Source organism: Paenibacillus sp. FSL R5-0475 (assembly GCF_038004585.1).
Taxonomy (GTDB): Bacteria; Bacillota; Bacilli; order Paenibacillales; family Paenibacillaceae; genus Paenibacillus_AQ.
Genome location: NZ_JBBORK010000001.1, coordinates 6,056,762 through 6,075,813, shown reverse-complemented (window position 1 = coordinate 6,075,813; position 19,052 = coordinate 6,056,762). Strand labels below are relative to the sequence as shown.

The window sequence follows — 19,052 nt, the reverse complement described above, 5'->3', positions numbered from 1 at the left end:
AAACACTCATGAATTTGATTCATTTCAGCATATTTTTAATAAATGTTCTAGCCACTATCGTAAAATACCCTTCACCACTACCATACTATCCATGAACATTATGACTCGCTAGTCACTTCTTTTCTTGTTTATAGTCTTAATTGTACCGAAAGCGGGTATATTCTAAGTAAGCATCACCCTATTAAAAAGCTAGGGAGTGAATTCTTTGAGACGTTATAATCCTTATAAATGGTGGAATCTTCTGTTCTTTTTAGGTGTGATTATCGTGAATGTGCTCTCGGTCACCTTACCATTAGGCGGGCACAGCACTGGAGAAATCTCTGATAAATATCAGACCTACATCACACCTGCCGGTTACGCGTTTTCCATCTGGTCATTGATTTATCTACTGTTAGCCGGCTTCATTATTTATCAATTCCGCTCCTATACAGCCTCTAGAGATTCTGTGCGGGCGGTTCAGTTCTGGTTTGTTCTGAGCTGTATTTTTAATATGAGTTGGCTCTTCCTTTGGCAATACTTATACATTGAGCTCTCTCTGGTTGCTATGGTGCTGATGTTAATCACACTGATTGTCATTTACCGAAAAACACGTTTGATCGCTAATCCTACCTCAGGCGAGAAATGGCTGATGAAGCTACCCTTTAGTATATACCTTGGCTGGATCTCTGTGGCTACTATCGTGAACATCAGCGTTGTTCTAGAAAAGAATCATTGGGGAGGTTGGGGTCTTAGCGGTAGCACCTGGGGCGTTATCATGCTCTGCGTAGGAACTCTACTTGCAATTGTGGTCAGCTATCCTTACCGAGATAGCATTTATCCACTCGTATTCGTGTGGGCCTTCATTGCGATTGCCTTGGAACACAAAGAGACCAGCGATGTCTATTTAACCGGAATGATTACAGCAGGCCTCCTGCTTCTTTACAGCATCTGGTTATTGTTCAAACCCCGCCGTAGCAGGTATCGGAGATACAGAAGTTACTAATTCTAATATAAAAAAAGGCAGGCTAGGGTTATCCACCTTAGCCTGCCTTTTTGGTAAAATAATAAAAGTGCAAAGGATAACTCCTTATTTCTTACGAGCTACCGCTTCAATCTCAACAAGTCCGTCTTTAGGCAGACGCGCAACCTCAATAGCACTGCGGGCAGGATAAGGTTCTTTAAAGAAGGTGCTATAAACCTCATTAACGGCCGCGAAATCATTCATATCCTTTAAGAATACAGTTGTCTTTACTACATGGTCTAGTGTTGCACCAGCTTCCTCAAGAATCGCTTGTACATTGTTAAGCGCTTGACGCGCTTGTTCTTGTACACCCTCAACCAAATTACCCGTTTCCGGATTCAGACCAAGTTGTCCTGAAGTGTATACCCAGCTACCCGTGGTTATAGCTTGACTATAAGGACCGATTGCTCCGGGTGCTTTTGTTGTAGCTACTTGTTTTTTGCTCATCTTACTACCCCTCTCCATTATGCGCTGATCATTTATTGTCCATTGTAAGTCCTGTTCTCATCTTAATGCAAATTTATTAGAGACCCAGAAAGCTTAGCGTTTCCCAATCACATGTATCACTTCATTCGTATAAATATGTAATCCATGGGTATCCGCAGACGCAATGTTAACCATAGCTCTTGCGACTGTCGTACCAGGTATTGCACGATATTTAGCCGCCTTACCCACCATTACAAAATCCAGCGCTTTCATCAAACTGGCTCCGACTCTCTCCCCTAATCTGAATTCTTCACGTTGGCCCAGTAGCAAGGAGGGGCGAAATATATGCATACCTTGAAATCCAATAGCGGTTAAACCTTCTTCCGCTCTTCCCTTAGTCCGACTGTAGAAATTACGCGACTTCGCATTTGCCCCTATTGAAGAGACGACCAAAAACTGTTTAACACCCTGTTCTCTCGCTATGGCTGCAGCATCAAGCGGATAGTGTAGATCGACTCGTTCAAACTTTTCTTGTGAACCCGCCTTTTTTATCGTAGTTCCTAAACAACAGAAGATGGAATGTACCCCTTCGAACGACTCTGTATAGTTTCTTAGGTTCTCCCAATCTACAACGATTTGTTTAAGCTTAGGATGTTCTATGGCTAACGGTGTCCGTACAAGCACCCTTACTTCTTCCCAGTTATCACGATTTAACAATTCCTCCGTAACCGCTTTGCCTACCAATCCGGTGGCACCTAATACCATCGCTATTCTTAACAAGGAATAACCCCCTTTTACTTCTATTCGTCCTTTAGAATACGACGACCTAGCAGAAACGCAAGTGCAATCATAAGCGTCCCTACCACTAGCTGCATACCGTATACCTGAGTCCATTGCGGCCAGTGCGCAATTTTTTCATAGAGCTGACCGCCAATAAGCGGACCAAAAAAGGATGATAACCCGGTAAGCGCCGCATATGTGGCCATATACATCGGCCGTTCTTTTTTCGGCGTGTCTCCAATAATAAAGTTAAAGGCCAGCTGGTTGAAACCGCCTACACCAACACCAAAAACGATATGGGCCGCAAATAAGACCACCAGCATCGGCATCACAGACAAGAGTCCCCACATCAATGAGGACAGTGCAATAATCGGCAAAGTAAAGAATAACAGTCGCTTATTGCTGTATTTCGCATTTAGATTGCCCCAAACGTAGAAGCTAGCCATCATAAACACGGTCTGGGACACATTAAGCAATGACAACGTTTCATAATTAATATGAAGTAACTGCAACATGACATAAGAGTATAGCGGAACCGTTAGGTTCTGCAACAACAGCCAAGCAGCCAGAAACAAGGTTGACTTCATAAATAATGTATCTTTAAGCGGTTTCTTAAACATGGGCAAAAATTTATGCTCTTCTGATTTCTCGAACGGTACATCCGGATAAAAAAAGAATACTACGACATTCGATATCGAGAAGATCCACACAACAATATATAGAATCAGAAAACCATGACCCCCGGGATAACGGTCCAGAATAATACCTCCGCCATACATAACCAAACTTCCAAGTGCATTCAGGACCGTGTTACGAATCCCAAAATAACGTCCACGTACCCGTGCGGGAACTAGATCACTAATCACTGAGCTCCACAACACACCACCAGCAGTATTGGCAATAAAAGCAGTAGTATATAAAGCAATAAATGCGATGACCCAATATTCTTTAGGAAAAATAAACGGGATTAGTCCCGTAGAACCCCAAAGTATCCTATGCAGACCGATAAAAGTAACCATAGCCCATTTGCGACTTGGCAGCTTCTGAATCAGAAAAGCTACCCCAATCTGTGCCACATTAACTAATGTAGTAAGCGCTAGCACAAATCCAATTTGACTAGAGGAAGCTCCTAAATATAGTAGAAATCCTGTTAGGAACTGCCCTTGCAGCAGTACCTGAAAAATAGTTGACGGCACACCTTCCAGCGTAGCTATACGCAAATTTCTGCGATGCACTGAAGGTTTACGAACACGTTTTGAAACCGTAACCTTATGCTTATTTTCCATGTTGTCCATAGAGGCGGTAACACTCCTTTGATGCGGCATTGGCTTCATTCTACTCCGCATCAATCTACTGTCAATACGCCAAATCACCAAATAATATTGGAGCTTTACTCACTATCCACTTCAAGGGGCAAATAAAGCGAAAATCGACTCCCCTTCTCTTCCTTACTCTCTAGAGAAATGAACCCGCCGAGCAATCTGGCCAAGTCATTACTAATAGAAAGTCCTAGTCCTGTTCCACCATATTTCCGGCTAGTCGTTCTGTCTGCCTGTTGAAAGGCTTCAAAGATCATGGCATGCTTCTCCGGTGCGATTCCTATGCCACTATCCTCCACATCAAATACAAGCCAATGTTGCACGGCATCCCCTTCCCCACCTTCCTGCTCGTGGATATGCAGCGATACGAAACCTGTCTTTGTAAATTTAAAAGCATTTGAGAGCAAATTACGCAAAATCTGCTGTACGCGATGTGGATCGGAATGAATCATTGGAGGGACATTCTCATCCATGGAGATATTAAAAGCCAGTCCTTTTTGTTTGGCCGTCACAGCGAACTGCATTGCCAGCAAATCTGGGATCTCGCTAACATTTAATTCTTCATTTATAATATCTAATCGACCTGCCTCCACCTTGGATAAATCCAGAATGTCGCTGATGATCATCAATAATTCATCACCCGAACGATGGATAATGGCTGCATACTCTCTTATTTCTGCTTCCGTAAGCAAATCATCATTTTCTTCAATTAATTGCGATAGATTAATGATGCTATTCAATGGAGTTCTAAGCTCATGTGACATATTGGCGAGAAATTCCGATTTGAATTGAGATGCCATCATTAACTGATTAGCACGCTCTTCAAGATCAAGCTTGTTCTTATGTAATTCTTCAGTCTGAGCAGACAACTGCTCGTTAGCATGCTGGATCTGCTCATTCCTTAGAAGACCGAGTTGAAAATCACGGATAATTAATGAGAACAAAATACTTAAAATTAGCCCCGCAGGGAACGTAATTGGCATAATCTCTCTTATGTACTCTTCCACAGGGATAACGCCTAACGCCATAATGTTTATGGCATTCATAAGATTAACGATTAGAATAACGATCAGACCTTGATTCACAATACTGAGGGTTGAGCGTCTGACCCAGTAGCTAAGCGCCGCGCAAATAACTCCCAAAATAAAAAGATTTAGCATTCCTGCAACTGCTGCCTCTGTCACTCCGAAAGTTAACCTTGTAAGCCCCGTCCCTATACCGATCAAAATAAGTGTGATGGGTCTAGGATACGCCAGCGTCGAGATGATTAAGGGTACAAACCGCAAATCAAAGATCACATGGTCGTCCAAATTATAACCAAAAAGAGTACTGATCCAACCAGCAAAGATCGCCAGGATCACCCAGCTCGCCTTTTTTATTCCTACACTTGCATTTGAAATGGTATGTTTATAGATCAGATTAGCCAAATAGGCCACGGCTATAAGAATTGCGGTATTCCCGAAAAATATTTTAAGATACCCCATAGTTTTGCTCCTGCCTGCACAAGATAAATTACAGATTTCATCTCACAATAATACCATAGCTTAACCTTCGCACACCTAATTGTTGCATAGGAAGAGCGCAAATCGTATACGATTTGCGCTCTTCCTATGCATTTTATATTTGGGTACTTAGAGTATAAGCTATTTTGAATTAATCTCGGTAGGAACGTCCCCAGCTTTGATACTCTTTTTCCGCGTCTTCTTTCGAATGGCCATAACGCTCTTGTAGTTTACCTACCAACTTATCCTTTTCACCATCAATCACATCAAGATCGTCATCTGTAAGCTTGCCCCATTGCTTTTTGGCCTCGCCTTTGAGCTGTTTCCATTTTCCTTTAAACACATTGTTGTCCATTATATGCTCATCTCCTTAGCTGAATTAAGTAGGGTAGAATACTATCCTGTGTTATCGTTACATTACCCTGTCCTATTCGCCATGAATCTTACCTAATCTATAGAAAGTCACAATTTGTCAAATAATAGTTTAAAAAAAGGTATTCAAATCCTTTAAAATTTGATACAATCAATGTATAAATTAAACATTTAATTTTTTAAGTGATTTTTTTCACATGAGTTATTTGCTCTATGTGCTAGAATGCCCTCGGAGATGAAACAACATCATTAAATTTTTTTCTATCGGATGCCGATATATGTCATGATACTGTTAGAGTTTGGCTCTTCACCCCAAGATTAAAGTGACAAATATCATTTATAAAGTGATTTTTATCACTTCGCATTACTATTAAAATGTTTTACATTTTAATATATATATTTTAAACTATATTTTTGGAGGTCATAACAAATGAAAAAAACAACAGTAATCTTGTCGACTGCCCTTATCTTAGGTAGTTTGCTTGCAGGTTGCGGTAACAACACAGACAACACACCGGCGGCTACTAATGCTCCAACAGAAAACAGTACAGCAACTAATTCCACTAACACTGGAACTGAAGCGGCTACGTACAAAGACGGAACTTATTACGCTACTGCTGATGTGGACGCTAAAACTGGCTGGCAATATTTCGCACTCCTAACTGTAGAAGGTGGAAAGATCACTAAGGCTGACTGGGATGCTTTTAACGTAAACACTGCTGGCGATCTGAAGAAAAAGTTTCCGAAGATGGTAAATATGGCATGAAAGCTGGTGGTGCTTCTTCTGAATGGCACGAGCAAGCAGCAAAAGCTGAAGCTTTCTTGATTGAAAAACAAGATCCAGCAGCTATAACTTTAGACGCTGAGGGGAAAACTGATGCTATCTCCGGTGTATCTGTACACGTATCTGACTTTGTAAAAGCTGCTCAAGCTGCTCTGGCTGCTGGACCTGTTGAAGCTGGTCAATACAAAGACGGAGGTTACCATGCTGAAGGCGAAATGGATAAAGACTCCGGTTGGAAATCCACTGTTGACTTGACTGTTGCTAACGGTAATGTTGTTGCTGTTAAATTCAGTGGCGTAAATGCTGCTGGCGACGACAAAAAACAATTCTCCGTCGATGGTAAATACGGTATGAAAGCTGGCGGCGCTTCTGCTGAATGGCATGAAGAGATCGCAAAAGTTGAGCAATACTATCTTGAAAAAGGTACTGCTCCAGAACTTACAGCTGAAGGTAAAACTGATGCAATTTCCGGCGTGAGTATTCATGTTGGTGAATATTTTACACTTGCTGAAAAAGCACTCGAAGGCGCGAAATAATTTCGCATAACCTTCTGCAGTTAATCAGACGAATGAGGTGAATTTCTTTTGAAAAAAATAGTCATTTTGGGCGGCGGCTACGGCGGCGTACTCACGGCTAAGAAACTGGCAAAGAAATTTAAGAAAAACAAAGATGTTGAAATCACACTGATCGACCGGAATCCATATCACACTCTATTGACTGAGCTGCATGAGGTTGCCGCGAACCGTGCTCCAGAGGATTCAATCAAGATCGATCTAAAGAAAATCTTTGCTGGACTTAAAGTGAATGTTGTTCTTGACGAAATCAGCAATATTGATTTCAAGGGTAAGAAACTCAAATCCAATAAAACTACCTATGCGTACGATTACCTTGTAATCGGTACAGGTAGCAAACCAACCTTCTTCGGCATTCCAGGTGCAGAAGAGAATACCTTCTCCTTCTGGTCTTACGATGATGCGGTAGCATTGAAACGTCAAATCCGCGACATGTATACCAAAGCCGCTATGGAGAAAAATCCAACTGTACGCCGTGCAATGTTAACTTTCGTTATCATTGGTGCCGGCTTTACAGGTGTCGAGCTTGTTGGGGAAATGGCTGAGCAACGCGAGGAATTGTGCAAGGAGTTCTATATCGACCCATCCGAAGTAAGATTGATTGTGGCTGATATGGCTCCGAAGATTCTGCCTATCCTTCCAGATAAGCTGATTCAAAAAGCCGAAGCTCACCTTCGCAAGCTGAACGTGGAAATTGTAACAGGCGCCAAGATCACTGAAGTAGGCGAAGGTAGTGTTGCCCTTGGTGAGAAAAATGTTGTCGCTTCACAAACCATTGTTTGGACTGCAGGTGTTGAAGGTTCTGAAATCGTGGGTGGACTTGAAGTACAACAACAAGGACGCAAACGTATTGTTACGAATGAGAACCTTGAAAGTGTAGATCATAAGAACGTATATGTAGTAGGGGACAACATTTTCTTCATTCCTGAAGGTGAAACTCGTCCTGTACCACAAATGGTTGAGAATGCTGAACAAGCAGCTCCGATCGTTGCTGGTAACATTGCAGCTGACATTCAGAACACTGCTAAAAAAGCATACAAACCAGGTTTCCACGGTACTATGGTATCCATCGGTAGCCGCTACGGTGTAGCAAACGTTGGTTTGCCAGGCAAGTTCTTTATGCTTACTGGTTTTATGGCAATGTTATCCAAACACTTTATCAATATGTTCTACCTGTCACAGGTTGTAGGCTTCAATAAAGTTTGGACTTACATGATGCATGAGTTCTTCCATGTTGAGAACCGTAAGAGCTTCTTGGGCGGACACTTCTCCAAGCGTTCACCTAACTTCTGGCTCGTTCCGCTTCGCATGCTGCTTGGTGGAATGTGGTTATATGAAGGTATAGATAAGCTACGGAAAATTTGGGTAGATCCAAATAAGATATTCCTAATTCCAGCCGCTCCTTTTGCAACGGATGCTTCATCAGCAGCCAGCGTAGCGGTGGATGCAGTTAAAACAACAGTAGATGCACAATCTGCAGCTTCAGCAGTATCCACTGCAAAAGAAGCGGTTGAAGCATTGCCAGTTCCTGGCTTCGTTTATAATATTACAAACTGGTTCATGGATTTGATGTTCTACAACAACGACGGAAGTTATACTTTCCTCGCAAAATGGTTCCAAATCGGTATGGTATGTGCAGAAATCGTGTTCGGTATTATGCTCATCGTTGGTCTGTTCACAGCTATTGCTTCTATAGCGACGATAGCCATGTCCGTCATGATCTGGTCGACCAAAATGGCTTCTACAGAAATGTTATGGTATGTTGGTGCGGGTATCGCCTGCATCGGCGGATCGGGCAGCACATTTGGCCTAGATTACTATGTACTTCCTTGGCTTAAGAAACATTGGAAGAGAGTTCCGATCGTCAGACGATGGTATCTATACACCGACTGATTATAAAGCCCTGAGTTCGTGTAATTTATTTCAAAGAAAATATGTAGATTGCATGGCAGTAAGCTAAATATGGATGTACTTCAGAGTAATGTGTCCCTAGGACACATTACTCTCCTTATTTACAAGAAGAAAATAATCTTCCTAATATCAGGAAATGGTCAATTTATTCTTTAATGAATGGTTTTGTAGGGATGATCAGGGGTATGGTTTCTTCCGGCAAAACCGACAAGAAGGAGAGAATCTTGTGAACAAACAACTCATAGAAGATACCCTCCGGTTGTTGCATACTGAAATGTCACCTATTGCCGGAATTGAGCTTAATCCCTCTCCGGCTGCATGTGAGCAGCTAATCTCGGTACTAGAACGCCATGATCTGGAATACAACCGCAAAGTCAATTTGCTGGGTATTTACACTATTCTCACTTTGGCAGCTGAGCGCCATATGGAATGTATCCCACATCATCCCGACCTTACACGCAACATTTTGGATGGAGATTATTTGTACAGCTTTTACCTTCAGTTTGCGGTGAAATGCCGTGAGCTCGACCTAGTTGCTTATCTAGCTCCTTCGATCAAAAAAATGCAAATTAGACGGTCAAATGGAGACTTCGCGGAACATGATCCGGCGGCTGGAATCGAACAGTTCTTGATTCAAGAGTGCAGACAGCGCAGTCGCACAAGCAAAGCCATTTGACAGGTGGGATCTATAAGATGAAGCTGCATGAGGCCTTAAACATAGACATAGATGAAATTAATCGTGAAATCGTAAATCTTGTGGCACGAGATAAGGATGTTCCTAAGAAATCACAACTCGGGCAGAGTGTTCTTGAGCTTATAAATTCTGGAGGTAAACGCCTCCGTCCTCTTATGGTCATTGTTGGCAGCCGTTTTGGCCGAAAGGATACGGGTCGAAGAGCGCTTCAATTAGCTGCTGCCGCTGAATTTATTCATGTTGCCTCATTAATTCATGATGATATCATTGACGATTCTGAGTTACGGCGGGGCAAACCCGCCCTACATACTAAGACGGGCACACTATCAGCTGTGCATATTGGCAATTATATGTCCGCTCGGGTTATCGAACTGTTAAGCAAATATACCGGAGACAAAAACAAATATGTTCATGACTTATCTTCTGTAGCTACTGCTCAGCTCTGTCTAGGTGAGTATCAGCAAATGGAACATGCTTTTGATTATGAGATTACAATGGAACAATATCTTGAGAAGTCCTTAAACAAAACAGCTCTTCTTATGGCCACCTGCTTACGTGTGGGTGCATTATCCACCGAAAGCTCAGAGGAAGTGGCCAACCTCCTGTATACCTTTGGCGAAGCCTTAGGCATGTCTTTTCAAATACAAGATGACCTGCTGGATTTCACGCAGTCTGAGGCTGTACTGGGTAAGCCCGCCGGTAGCGATCTGCGTCATGGTCAGGTTACCCTGCCAGTGCTTTATGCATTACAGGATCCAAAGCTTTCGCCTGTGATTCGTTCAATCGGCCCTGATTCTTCGGATGCTGAGGTGGCACATGTGCTCGCCCTTATTAAGAGAAGCGATGCCTTAGCTCGCGCCGAACAGTTCAGCCAGAACTACCTAGATAAGGCTGGAGCGATTGTGCAGCAGCTCTCCTCCTATCCGGCGCAGGCCGATCTGGATACGCTACTGCAATATTTTGCCGACCGTGATCGCTAAGGACAATCAAAAACGGATACCACCCATTTACTTGGGTTGGTATCCGTTTTTTTGTGTGCTTGCTAAACAAGCCGAACGTAGCGCAGCGTCCGTGAGCGTGTTTAGCCTTTTAGCTTCCAGGCTCTACTATTCCGAACATATAGGGAAATCCTCCCTATAATTAACTTAAAATCGCTTATAATCCACGATTATAGGGAATTCCCCCTCTAAAAACCTGAATTTGTATGGTTTATAGACTAATCAGCCAATTTAGAGGGAGACTTTCCCTATAACAAGATCGAAAGTCACTTAAGCTCGGAAATATAGGGAGTTTTTCCCTATAAGTCTACCTTGGATTAGTTCAGCCCTCTCGCACTGCTCTAGCCCCCCTCGCAGATGCCCACAATAACAAAAAAGGAAAGCCGCGTAGCCAGCTTTCCGATCCCTTTGCCTACCCTCTTTTGGGCAGGCTGTTGTCTTTTGTTGTTAGCTTGGAGGTAATGCGCCAATGATTAGGACTTCACTGCGTGGGATTTTGGAACTGTAGTAACGAAGTGCTCGCCCGAAAGCTTTCCTACGGAAAGCTCACTTCGAAAGCATACGCTATTCTCGGATTTCTACCGCAGACAGCCGGTTCAAATCAAAGAAATCCGAGAATAACAGCGATCGAAAGTCCAACATTCCACGTAGTGCTGCTTCCTAACCACCGCCTTATTGCTCCCTAGCTAACATAAAAAAAATCAATCAGCGTACACAATAAAATCACTATGCTGATCACCTGATTCAGATTATAAGAGGCCACCTTCATCAGCTTACGATTCGATGGTTTTATAATCTTATGTTCGGTCATCAGGAGCAGCGTCGCAATTCCAATCCCCACCAGATAGATCCAGCCGAGATCACGCCATAGATATAAGAACAATAGCAGCATAATCATGATGAAATGTAGTCCTTTTGCAATGCGCAGCGCGTTCTCTAGACCGAAAAAGCTAGGAATAGACCATAGACCATGCCGCCGGTCAAAGTCGATATCCTGAGTGCCGTAAATAATATCAAATCCGGCAATCCACAGCATAACAACTGTTCCGATAACAAACGGTGTAAATGCGATATTTCCGGTTACAGCGAACCATGCGCCAATCGGTGCAGAAGCAATAACAAATCCTAAATATAAATGACTGAGAAAGGTAAACCGCTTCGTGTAGGAATAGGTCGATATCAATACGATAGCCACCGGTGACAAGATCAAGCAGAGCAAATTAAGCATGCCTGAAGCCACAATGAAAATGGCATAGTTGACAATAACAAAGACAACAACTTCTTTTTCCGCCAGTAAGCGTTGAGGCAGATGTCGATGTGCCGTACGAGGATTCTGTTCATCGAACGTACGGTCCGCCAGCCGATTGAATGCATTGGCGCCATTACGGGCGCCTATCAATGCAATCAATCCCCAGATCATCACATGTCCTGATGGCCAGCCCCCAGCGGCCCACACCATCGAGATAATGGCAAATGGCAGCGAAAAAAGTGTATGAGAGAACATCACCAGTTCGCTGAACATTTTAAGCTTTAGGCCTGCAGTTTTAAAAATGTTTAGAATAGCCATTCGTTTTCCTCTTTCTTCGCTACTTGAAATTCATTGTATTAGTCATTAAGCTCCGCAAGAACTTCGTTCAGGACGTCAAGCATCCCGTCGATATCTTCTTCTGTAATAATCATCGGTGGCTGGAAGGCTAGTACATTGCGTCCTATGCCATTTTTACCGATTAGATAACCTCGGTCCTTCATCGCCTCCAGCACTTGATCTGTAAGTGCCGCTGCACCCTCAGCATCTACACCCGTTAGCTCCGCACCCAGCATTAGTCCAGTTCCCCGCACATCAACTATCATCGAAGGATAACGAGCTTGCAAAGCCTTCAAACCTGCCTTCAATCGTTCTCCGAGCTGTACCGAGCGTTCAGGAAGCCGTTCATCTCGAATATAATCAAGCACAGCCAGCGCCGTTGCAGCAGATACCGGATTCCCCCAAATGTGGAAGCTGAAGGACGGTTTAGGGCAAGGGCAATCTCATCGGTTGTAGCGAAGGCTGCAACTGGAATTCCGTTACCGAGTGCTTTGGCCATACTTATAATATCGGGTACAACGTCAAAATGCTCCATAGCAAACATTTTACCAGTACGTCCAAATCCAGTTTGGATTTCATCAGCGATTAGGAGTACACCGTATCTCTCTAACAATGCTTTTACATCACGGAAGTAGGTTCGGGTTGGCATAATCATTCCGCCGTTGCCTTGGATTGGCTCTACGATCATGGCAGCGATAGTATTCCCCTTCTCTTCAAGCACCCGCTCTAGCGATTCCAGGGATAACGATGCCGCTTCCTCCAGCGATAAATCCGGATGATAAGGGCGAGGAATAAACTCAACGTCATGATCCAAGTATTTATCGGTACGCCACATAGGCAGGCCTGTCACACTCATAGTTAGATTGGTACGGCCATGCAGGCCACTCTCCAGCGCTATAAACCCTTTACGTCCCGTATACATCCGAGCGAGCAGCAGAGCTCCCTCATTAGCCTCAGAACCACTGTTAACAAAGAAGGTCCGTCGTAGCCCACCCGGCATAACCTCTTCCAAACGCTCTGCCAAATCTACACTCGGTTGGGTCAGATAGATGGTTGTCGTATGCTGCAGCTGCTGCAGTTGTTCAATCGTGCGTACTGTTATAGCCGGATTACAGTGACCACATGCGACTACGGATACGCCAGCGAAGAAATCCGTATAGGACTTTCCTTTTTCATCATAAACAAACTGCATTGAACCACGAACAAGCTGAGGTGCATCACGGTAAAAATGCTGTGTACAAGGATAGAAATATTGCTTACGTTTGGCTGCTACTGCTTCTCTTCCGATGAAGTCTTGTTGTTCCATGAAGGGTTCTCTCCTTTTTGTGAAAATAGTAACTTATTCATAGAGTCCTGTGCACCGCCCTATCACTAGGCGATATTTAGTTCCCATTAAAATACAATTAGTTGAACTGTAGCGAGCCCAAAGTATAACCAGCATAGACCGGCTTAAGGCCGCCCAGCATGTCATCCCCGCTATCAGATCCGTTGATTGCCTGTTGATAAGAAACAATAATTTCACGTAGCTGTTCGACGCTATAGGTTGCTCCTTCAATACGGAAGCTTGATATCCCTAGTCCACTCATCTCACTCAACAAAGGTAAATAGCAAAGCTCTTTTGCGAATAAAAGATGGCAACGGCCGTGCTGATCACGATATACCGGATTCTCGCCTTGGTCTGTCTTTAGTACCAATACATTATTGTGTACATATTGATTATCCTCTTCAGCGATAGGCTCCATTAACTCCGTATTCTCATAAAGATCATGTTCCATATACATTAGTGCAGGTGTACCATGAACAACAACTTCCAATGGCGTTTTGCAACGAGAGGCAAAGGTAGCAAAATGCTCTAGCGTCATTTCTGGCGATACCGAAAGCTGAGTTAAACCTAAGTTAGCATATAATTGCGCTGAAAGATGATTGTATACATTTAAGTTACTGTCCCCAATTAGCGGATAACCTGTATTGTTATAACGACGAATAGCTCCTAAATTTGTAACGATAATACCGTCAATCGGCAAGCGTTCTCCGCCAAGCAATTGATCATATTGGTCAAAATGCAGCTCGGTCATCATCCGTGGTAAACCCAAGTAGATTTTGCTATCGCCCTTTAGCTCACCCAGTTCCTTGATGTCACGCTTTGTAAAAGGTTTATCTGGTTCAAATACATCCCCTGGCAAGTACAGGCTATCTACACCAAGCTCTAAGACCATCCGTGCCTGTTCCATATTATTCACACGTACAGCTAACTTAGCTTTTGTCTTTTGCGGTTGCTCGACCTCAGCCAATCTTTCCCGCAACTGCTCAACTCGTTTCTCAGACAGCTCACGCTCTGCAGTTGGTGTACTGAATACTTTTCCAGTGCTATAGAATTTACCAGTTCCTTCATAACGGCGGTTAATGTTAGTCAGTCCTGGTTTGCCGAAGGCATACGCCGTCGAAAAGTCACGTTTACGGTTGTTATGAAGCTCTTTCGTATCTACCGTACGATCAAAGCCAATCGGATCATCGATATACCGGTCAATGGCTTCGCCGTAGCTATTCGCCAGCATCACCATAAACTCCTTATCCCGCATGCGGCCCTCTATTTTGAAGGAGGTAATCCCTGATTCAATCAATTCCGGAAGATGTTCATACATGAACATATCTTTTACAGCTAGGGGGTATTCGGCCGGATATACATACCCGTCTTTTTTAACCCGATAATCCCAGCGGCAAGGCTTCATACATTTCCCACGGTTACTGCTCATACCGAATACATGGGAGCTGAAATAACAATTCGCACCGTGAACGGAGCACATATCCCCGTGAATAAAATACTCCAGTTCCATCCCACTCCGCTGACCTAGCAACTTAGCTGTCTGCAAATCCATTTCCCGCGAAGTAACCACACGACTTACACCCAGATCACGCAATGCGTAGATCATTTCCAGATTGTGAACATTCATCATGACCGAAGAGTGAATAGGAAGATTAAGCTCCATCTCGCGAATTAGCTCCAGCACTGCCATATCCTGAACAATCAAGGCATCGGGACGAGCACCATCAAGGAAACGCAAATATTCTTTAGCCTCTTCCACATCTTCTTCACTAAATAGGTTATTCACTGTGATATACACTTTTTTGTCTAGACGGTGAGCAATATCTAGTGCCTCTACGATCTCCTCATGAGACAGATTATATCCTTTACGCATCATTCTCATATTCAATACAGGTCCACCAAAATAAACTGCATCACATCGTGCCTGGATCACTTCCTTGAAAATCTCAAACGTTCCTGCGGGTGCTAATAATTCAATCTCTCTACCATTAAAATAACGTGCCATTCAAGTTCCCTCCCAAGTTGATACTCTCCATACAAGTTGTACTTTACACCAAAGCTACTGCAATCCCCATTACAATAAACATAGTAATAAAAATAGTATCGAATATGCCCCACCTTAGGCGGTGATACTGGCTACGCGGAGCATCCATACGAAAGCCACGAGCTTCCATGGAATATACCAGATCCTGCGCACGCCTAAACGCACTAGCGATAATCGGAACCAGCAAGGACACTAACATTCGCCCCTTTTCCTTTAAAGGTAGCTCTTTCAGATCAGCACCCCGTGAGGCCTGCGCTTTCATGATAATCTGCGACTCGTCTAGAATCGTAGGAATGAAACGAAGGGAAATACTGATCATCAGTGTGATACGGTCGGGCTTCAAGCCAAACTTTTTGAATGGAGCCAAAATCCCCTCCAGCCCTTGATTCAGCTTACCCGGCGTTGTGGTGAATGTAAGTAACGCCGTGAAAGTGATCAGAAAGAACATGCGGATGACCGAAAATGCGCCTAATCTTAGCCCTCCCTCATAAATGGACCACGAACCAAGCGTCAGCACCGCCTCACCCGTCTTCACAGACAGCAGCTGTACGATAAAGATAAATAGCATTAAATACCGTAAAGGCTTAGCTGCTTTCAGGAAGTATTTAAGCGGAATCCGAGTGGAAGCCATAACCGCTATTGAGAAAATAGCCAGTAGCGCCATAGCCATCCACGAACGGGAGAGCAGGATAATAGCTACGTATAATAGCATTCCGGTGATTTTGGCACGAGCATCTAGCTTATGTACCCATGAACCGGTCTCAATACTGCGCCCTATGATTAGCTTCTCATTCATGGCCATCCCTCTTTCCTTCGTGCTGCTCGCTAGAGTTGCCTGATCCAGATGGCAGCGAAGCGATTAGCTCTGCTAAGCTCTCTGCCGTTAAGCGAGGAGCTTCATCCGTAAGACCAAAGCGATCAGCTACTGCACGCCAGTAACGAAGGGACTGCGGAACCGTCAAGCCACACTGTTCCAGAATCGAAGGGTCATCTGCCAGTGCCTTTACGCTGCCTTGAAATGCCGTACTGCCCTCTTTAAGGACAAGCCAGTTGTCCGCGTAAGGCAATAACTCATCCATCCGATGCGTGACGACGATGATCGTTCTCCCCTGCTCACGGCATAAACGCTCCAGCAAGTGGATTAGTTCTGCACGGCTGATGGGATCAAGCGTAGCCGTCGGTTCATCCAGAACGATGACTTCAGGGTCCATAGCTAGTACGGAGGCGATAGCTGCCTTACGCATTTGCCCACCGCTCAATTTAAAAGGATTCCGCTCTAGCAGCGCCAGATCCAGCCCCATATCCAACATGGCCTGTCTTGCGCGTGCCTTTGCCTCTTCGAGGCTCATGCCGAAGTTAAGAGGACCGAAGATAAGATCCTTTTCGACCGTATCTTCAAACATTTGCTGCTCTGGAAATTGAAATACCAATCCGACTCTACGGCGCAGCGGCATCAGCTTAGGTGATTTCTCCCCCGCCTGGATGGTTACATCGAGTACTTTTACCGTACCCTCCGTTGGTTTCAGTATCCCGTTAAACAACTGCAGCAGTGTCGATTTACCAGAGCCTGTCGCCCCAGCAATACCAACCATAGAGCCTGTTGGAACACTGAGGTTAATGTCGCGGAGCGCTGTCAGCTTCCATAGGCTTCGGTCAGCATAGGAATAACTTACTTGCTGTAATTCTATGGCCATAACGTGTCTATAAGCTCCTTTTCACTGGCGGGAACATCCACATGGATGCCCCGATTCTGCAGCTCGCGTGCAAGACGCCAAGGATACGGCTCACACAGATGGCATTTTTGCAGAAGCTCCTCGTTCCGGAACAATTCCGCCGGTGTAACATCAGCAGCTAAACCACCTCCATGCAGCGCAAGCACCCGATCCGATGCCAAAATCTCATCTGCATCATGCGTAATCATAAGGATCGTATACTTTCCTTCCGCTCGCATATCTTGCAAAATACCAAGAAGATCATTTCTGCTTCCTTCATCCAACATAGAAGAGGCCTCGTCAAAAATGACGATGCCTGGTTCCATAGCAAGAATGGAGGCGATAGCGACACGCTGCTTTTGGCCTCCAGACAGCTCACCTGGGTGTTTGGACAGCAGATGATTTATTCCCAGCCTCGTCGTATAAGAGTGCAGCCGCTCAGCCATCTCTGCGTACGACAAACAAAGCCCTTCCAGGCCGAATAAGATATCTTCCTCTACAGTGGCTCCAATAAACTGATTATCTGGATTTTGGAACACCATACCGATGCATTGCCGAATGCTTCCGATCGTTTCCTCACTCAGTTGCATACCACTAACCACAATCTCGCCAGCACTCTTAGGCAGCAAAGCATTTAGTAGCTTAACTAGCGTAGACTTCCCGCAGCCATTGGGACCAACCAAGCTAACCCATTGTCCCTGAGAAATAGATAACGTTATATTTTGAAGAATCGGATGCTCAGGATCATAACCAAACGATACCCCATCCAGAGAGATGATAGCTTGTCCTTCTCCCTCTAATTCTTGACCTTCATATGATTCATTCATGTTAGTCATCCTTCCGCTGATGTGACTAATCAGTCCAAAAACTCTTCAAACAACGATATTTTTGACAATGAAGCCACCAAATAACGGACTGCATAACCCACGGCAATTCCTGTTACTACTCCAGTGATTAGCAGCATGGGAAGATAATAAAAAATACTAAGGGATGAGAATACCATAGAAGCTGCCAGCAGCTGACCGATATTATGTGCAATCCCACCAGCTATACTAATGCCGATCAAGCTTATACTCTTGCCTTTGCCACTAATCAGCATTAACACGAACATTACAACAAAGCTAAACAGCGAACCGAATAAACTGAATAGTAAGCTTGAAAAAGTACCTAGCAAAAATGCAGTAAGCAACGTTTTGAGGATGACAAGCAGGAATGCGTCCCGTCCACGTAAAAAGTAAATACAAGTCAAAATCATAATGTTAGCTAATCCTAGTTTAGCACCCGGCACCAGTCCCATTCCTGACAACGGAATCTGCGCTTCTATTAGACTAAGCACTACTGCCACTGCGGCGAAAATCGCAATAATTACCGTTCTTTTTAAAGCTGTTGCAGATTCACTACTGGACATAGGCATCTATATCATCCTCCCCCGACGCACTTGTGATTTCCACTAATACTCTATGCGGTAGACAGACAATCGTCTGTTTGGGCAGGGTAATAAAACCAAAACCTAGGCATACTTGATCCGGGCAGTCGGCATCGTACATTTCAATCCCGTAATCATGCACCTTCAAGAGGTTATAGCCACGTTCGGTACGGACCTCAATGGTTTGTTCTTCTTTTGTAAGCTTTACCGTTTTAAATAACTCGCCGTCCACCGTTACATTGGCTACGAGATTTTTACCGGCCCCACCTTTATCATCATTGTCCGAAAACCATCTCGGTGCGAGAAAAGCGAGCGCAGCAATTAACACGATGGAAATCAACCACACATCTGCGCGTTTCATAAAAATCTCCCTTATTTTTTAATTAAAATCCAGACTTATTAATTATAACGGTCTACCCTCAATCCTTCAATCAATGTTGGGGTTTAATGTAAGTTTTAGAGACCAGTTCACAAAATAGGCACGCAAAATAACCCCCACAGCCCCATTTACTCTGGCTTTCTAGCTTTTCCGAATTAATCCACAAATAATCCAGCATACGATATATTCAAATCAAACGCTTTCTCTTGCTCTGCTTGTTCCCC

At 44.1% G+C, this 19,052-nt stretch carries 18 protein-coding genes and 1 pseudogene; 6 read left to right on the top strand and 13 right to left on the bottom strand.

All coding sequences use genetic code 11. From position 1 onward, the window contains the following. Positions 1-205: 205 nt before the first annotated feature. A complete protein-coding gene (locus tag MKX41_RS27200; RefSeq protein ID WP_042184519.1) occupies positions 206-982 on the top strand; it encodes a TspO/MBR family protein in 777 nt (258 codons plus the stop codon). Positions 983-1,066: 84 nt separating this feature from the next. Here the strand turns inward: MKX41_RS27200 and MKX41_RS27195 are convergent, their stop codons facing one another. The 5 genes from MKX41_RS27195 to MKX41_RS27175 all read right to left on the bottom strand — a co-directional run bounded on the left by MKX41_RS27195 (position 1,067) and on the right by MKX41_RS27175 (position 5,382). After that, positions 1,067-1,447 carry a RidA family protein gene (locus tag MKX41_RS27195; protein ID WP_042184517.1) on the bottom strand — a complete coding sequence of 127 codons (381 nt, stop codon included), beginning with the start codon at positions 1,445-1,447 and terminating at the stop codon, positions 1,067-1,069. A 93-nt stretch (positions 1,448-1,540) separates the two neighbouring features. Beyond that, positions 1,541-2,206, bottom strand: coding sequence for an oxidoreductase (locus MKX41_RS27190; protein WP_339244537.1), 666 nt, complete (start codon positions 2,204-2,206; stop codon positions 1,541-1,543). Positions 2,207-2,226: 20 nt separating this feature from the next. Further along, on the bottom strand, positions 2,227-3,501 hold the full coding sequence (locus MKX41_RS27185) for an MFS transporter (protein ID WP_081382976.1): 1,275 nt from the start codon (positions 3,499-3,501) through the stop codon (positions 2,227-2,229). 95 nt (positions 3,502-3,596) lie between these two features. Next, entirely contained in the window at positions 3,597-5,009 is a 1,413-nt protein-coding gene (locus MKX41_RS27180; RefSeq protein ID WP_042184515.1) for an ATP-binding protein, read from the bottom strand. Positions 5,010-5,178: 169 nt separating this feature from the next. Next, complete coding sequence (locus tag MKX41_RS27175; protein ID WP_042184513.1) at positions 5,179-5,382, bottom strand: CsbD family protein; 204 nt, start codon at positions 5,380-5,382, stop codon at positions 5,179-5,181. Between the two features lie 447 nt (positions 5,383-5,829). Here MKX41_RS27175 and MKX41_RS27170 point away from each other — a divergent pair, with 447 nt between their 5' ends. The 5 genes from MKX41_RS27170 to MKX41_RS27150 all read left to right on the top strand — a co-directional run bounded on the left by MKX41_RS27170 (position 5,830) and on the right by MKX41_RS27150 (position 10,340). After that, positions 5,830-6,165 (top strand): hypothetical protein, encoded by a 336-nt coding sequence (locus MKX41_RS27170; protein ID WP_340973939.1) that lies wholly within the window; start codon positions 5,830-5,832, stop codon positions 6,163-6,165. Then, on the top strand, positions 6,162-6,719 hold the full coding sequence (locus MKX41_RS27165) for a hypothetical protein (protein ID WP_340973936.1): 558 nt from the start codon (positions 6,162-6,164) through the stop codon (positions 6,717-6,719). Before MKX41_RS27170 ends, MKX41_RS27165 begins: the two co-directional genes overlap by 4 nt. 48 nt (positions 6,720-6,767) lie before the next feature. Beyond that, a complete protein-coding gene (locus tag MKX41_RS27160; protein WP_042184509.1) occupies positions 6,768-8,648 on the top strand; it encodes an FAD-dependent oxidoreductase in 1,881 nt (626 codons plus the stop codon). A 244-nt stretch (positions 8,649-8,892) separates the two neighbouring features. After that, positions 8,893-9,342, top strand: a complete 450-nt coding sequence (locus tag MKX41_RS27155; protein WP_042184507.1) for a hypothetical protein — start codon at positions 8,893-8,895, stop codon at positions 9,340-9,342. Between the two features lie 17 nt (positions 9,343-9,359). Beyond that, positions 9,360-10,340 carry a polyprenyl synthetase family protein gene (locus MKX41_RS27150; protein WP_340973934.1) on the top strand — a complete coding sequence of 327 codons (981 nt, stop codon included), beginning with the start codon at positions 9,360-9,362 and terminating at the stop codon, positions 10,338-10,340. 700 nt (positions 10,341-11,040) lie between these two features. Here the strand turns inward: MKX41_RS27150 and MKX41_RS27145 are convergent. From MKX41_RS27145 to MKX41_RS27110, 8 genes and pseudogenes are all read right to left on the bottom strand, one after another. Continuing rightward, positions 11,041-11,925, bottom strand: a complete 885-nt coding sequence (locus MKX41_RS27145; RefSeq protein WP_339268475.1) for a UbiA-like polyprenyltransferase — start codon at positions 11,923-11,925, stop codon at positions 11,041-11,043. A 38-nt stretch (positions 11,926-11,963) separates the two neighbouring features. Further along, positions 11,964-13,249: pseudogene (locus tag MKX41_RS27140) on the bottom strand (aspartate aminotransferase family protein). 97 nt (positions 13,250-13,346) lie between these two features. Beyond that, on the bottom strand, positions 13,347-15,272 hold the full coding sequence (locus MKX41_RS27135) for a peptidase U32 family protein (protein ID WP_042184499.1): 1,926 nt from the start codon (positions 15,270-15,272) through the stop codon (positions 13,347-13,349). Positions 15,273-15,315: 43 nt separating this feature from the next. Next, the gene (locus tag MKX41_RS27130; protein ID WP_340973933.1) at positions 15,316-16,107 is read right to left on the bottom strand and encodes an energy-coupling factor transporter transmembrane component T family protein; all 792 of its coding nucleotides are present in this window, start codon (positions 16,105-16,107) and stop codon (positions 15,316-15,318) included. After that, positions 16,100-17,005, bottom strand: coding sequence for an ATP-binding cassette domain-containing protein (locus MKX41_RS27125; protein WP_042184495.1), 906 nt, complete (start codon positions 17,003-17,005; stop codon positions 16,100-16,102). Before MKX41_RS27125 ends, MKX41_RS27130 begins: the two co-directional genes overlap by 8 nt. Next, positions 16,996-17,850, bottom strand: a complete 855-nt coding sequence (locus MKX41_RS27120; RefSeq protein WP_340973929.1) for an ATP-binding cassette domain-containing protein — start codon at positions 17,848-17,850, stop codon at positions 16,996-16,998. Before MKX41_RS27120 ends, MKX41_RS27125 begins: the two co-directional genes overlap by 10 nt. Positions 17,851-17,879: 29 nt before the next feature. Continuing rightward, the gene (locus MKX41_RS27115) at positions 17,880-18,437 is read right to left on the bottom strand and encodes a Gx transporter family protein (RefSeq protein ID WP_042123757.1); all 558 of its coding nucleotides are present in this window, start codon (positions 18,435-18,437) and stop codon (positions 17,880-17,882) included. Further along, positions 18,421-18,810, bottom strand: coding sequence for a NusG domain II-containing protein (locus tag MKX41_RS27110; RefSeq protein ID WP_042184493.1), 390 nt, complete (start codon positions 18,808-18,810; stop codon positions 18,421-18,423). Before MKX41_RS27110 ends, MKX41_RS27115 begins: the two co-directional genes overlap by 17 nt. Positions 18,811-19,052 lie beyond the last annotated feature (242 nt).

What these genes read in the sequence shown, in the direction of transcription:
- MKX41_RS27185 (WP_081382976.1), bottom strand. Translation starts at nt 3,501, where the DNA reads ATGGACAACATGGAAAATAAGCATAAGGTTACGGTTTCAAAACGTGTT.
- MKX41_RS27175 (WP_042184513.1), bottom strand. Translation starts at nt 5,382, where the DNA reads ATGGACAACAATGTGTTTAAAGGAAAATGGAAACAGCTCAAAGGCGAG.
- MKX41_RS27170 (WP_340973939.1), top strand. Translation starts at nt 5,830, where the DNA reads ATGAAAAAAACAACAGTAATCTTGTCGACTGCCCTTATCTTAGGTAGT.
- MKX41_RS27195 (WP_042184517.1), bottom strand. Translation starts at nt 1,447, where the DNA reads ATGAGCAAAAAACAAGTAGCTACAACAAAAGCACCCGGAGCAATCGGT.
- MKX41_RS27115 (WP_042123757.1), bottom strand. Translation starts at nt 18,437, where the DNA reads ATGCCTATGTCCAGTAGTGAATCTGCAACAGCTTTAAAAAGAACGGTA.
- MKX41_RS27165 (WP_340973936.1), top strand. Translation starts at nt 6,162, where the DNA reads ATGAAAGCTGGTGGTGCTTCTTCTGAATGGCACGAGCAAGCAGCAAAA.
- MKX41_RS27110 (WP_042184493.1), bottom strand. Translation starts at nt 18,810, where the DNA reads ATGAAACGCGCAGATGTGTGGTTGATTTCCATCGTGTTAATTGCTGCG.
- MKX41_RS27150 (WP_340973934.1), top strand. Translation starts at nt 9,360, where the DNA reads ATGAAGCTGCATGAGGCCTTAAACATAGACATAGATGAAATTAATCGT.
- MKX41_RS27125 (WP_042184495.1), bottom strand. Translation starts at nt 17,005, where the DNA reads ATGGCCATAGAATTACAGCAAGTAAGTTATTCCTATGCTGACCGAAGC.
- MKX41_RS27130 (WP_340973933.1), bottom strand. Translation starts at nt 16,107, where the DNA reads ATGAATGAGAAGCTAATCATAGGGCGCAGTATTGAGACCGGTTCATGG.
- MKX41_RS27180 (WP_042184515.1), bottom strand. Translation starts at nt 5,009, where the DNA reads ATGGGGTATCTTAAAATATTTTTCGGGAATACCGCAATTCTTATAGCC.
- MKX41_RS27145 (WP_339268475.1), bottom strand. Translation starts at nt 11,925, where the DNA reads ATGGCTATTCTAAACATTTTTAAAACTGCAGGCCTAAAGCTTAAAATG.
- MKX41_RS27135 (WP_042184499.1), bottom strand. Translation starts at nt 15,272, where the DNA reads ATGGCACGTTATTTTAATGGTAGAGAGATTGAATTATTAGCACCCGCA.
- MKX41_RS27120 (WP_340973929.1), bottom strand. Translation starts at nt 17,850, where the DNA reads ATGAATGAATCATATGAAGGTCAAGAATTAGAGGGAGAAGGACAAGCT.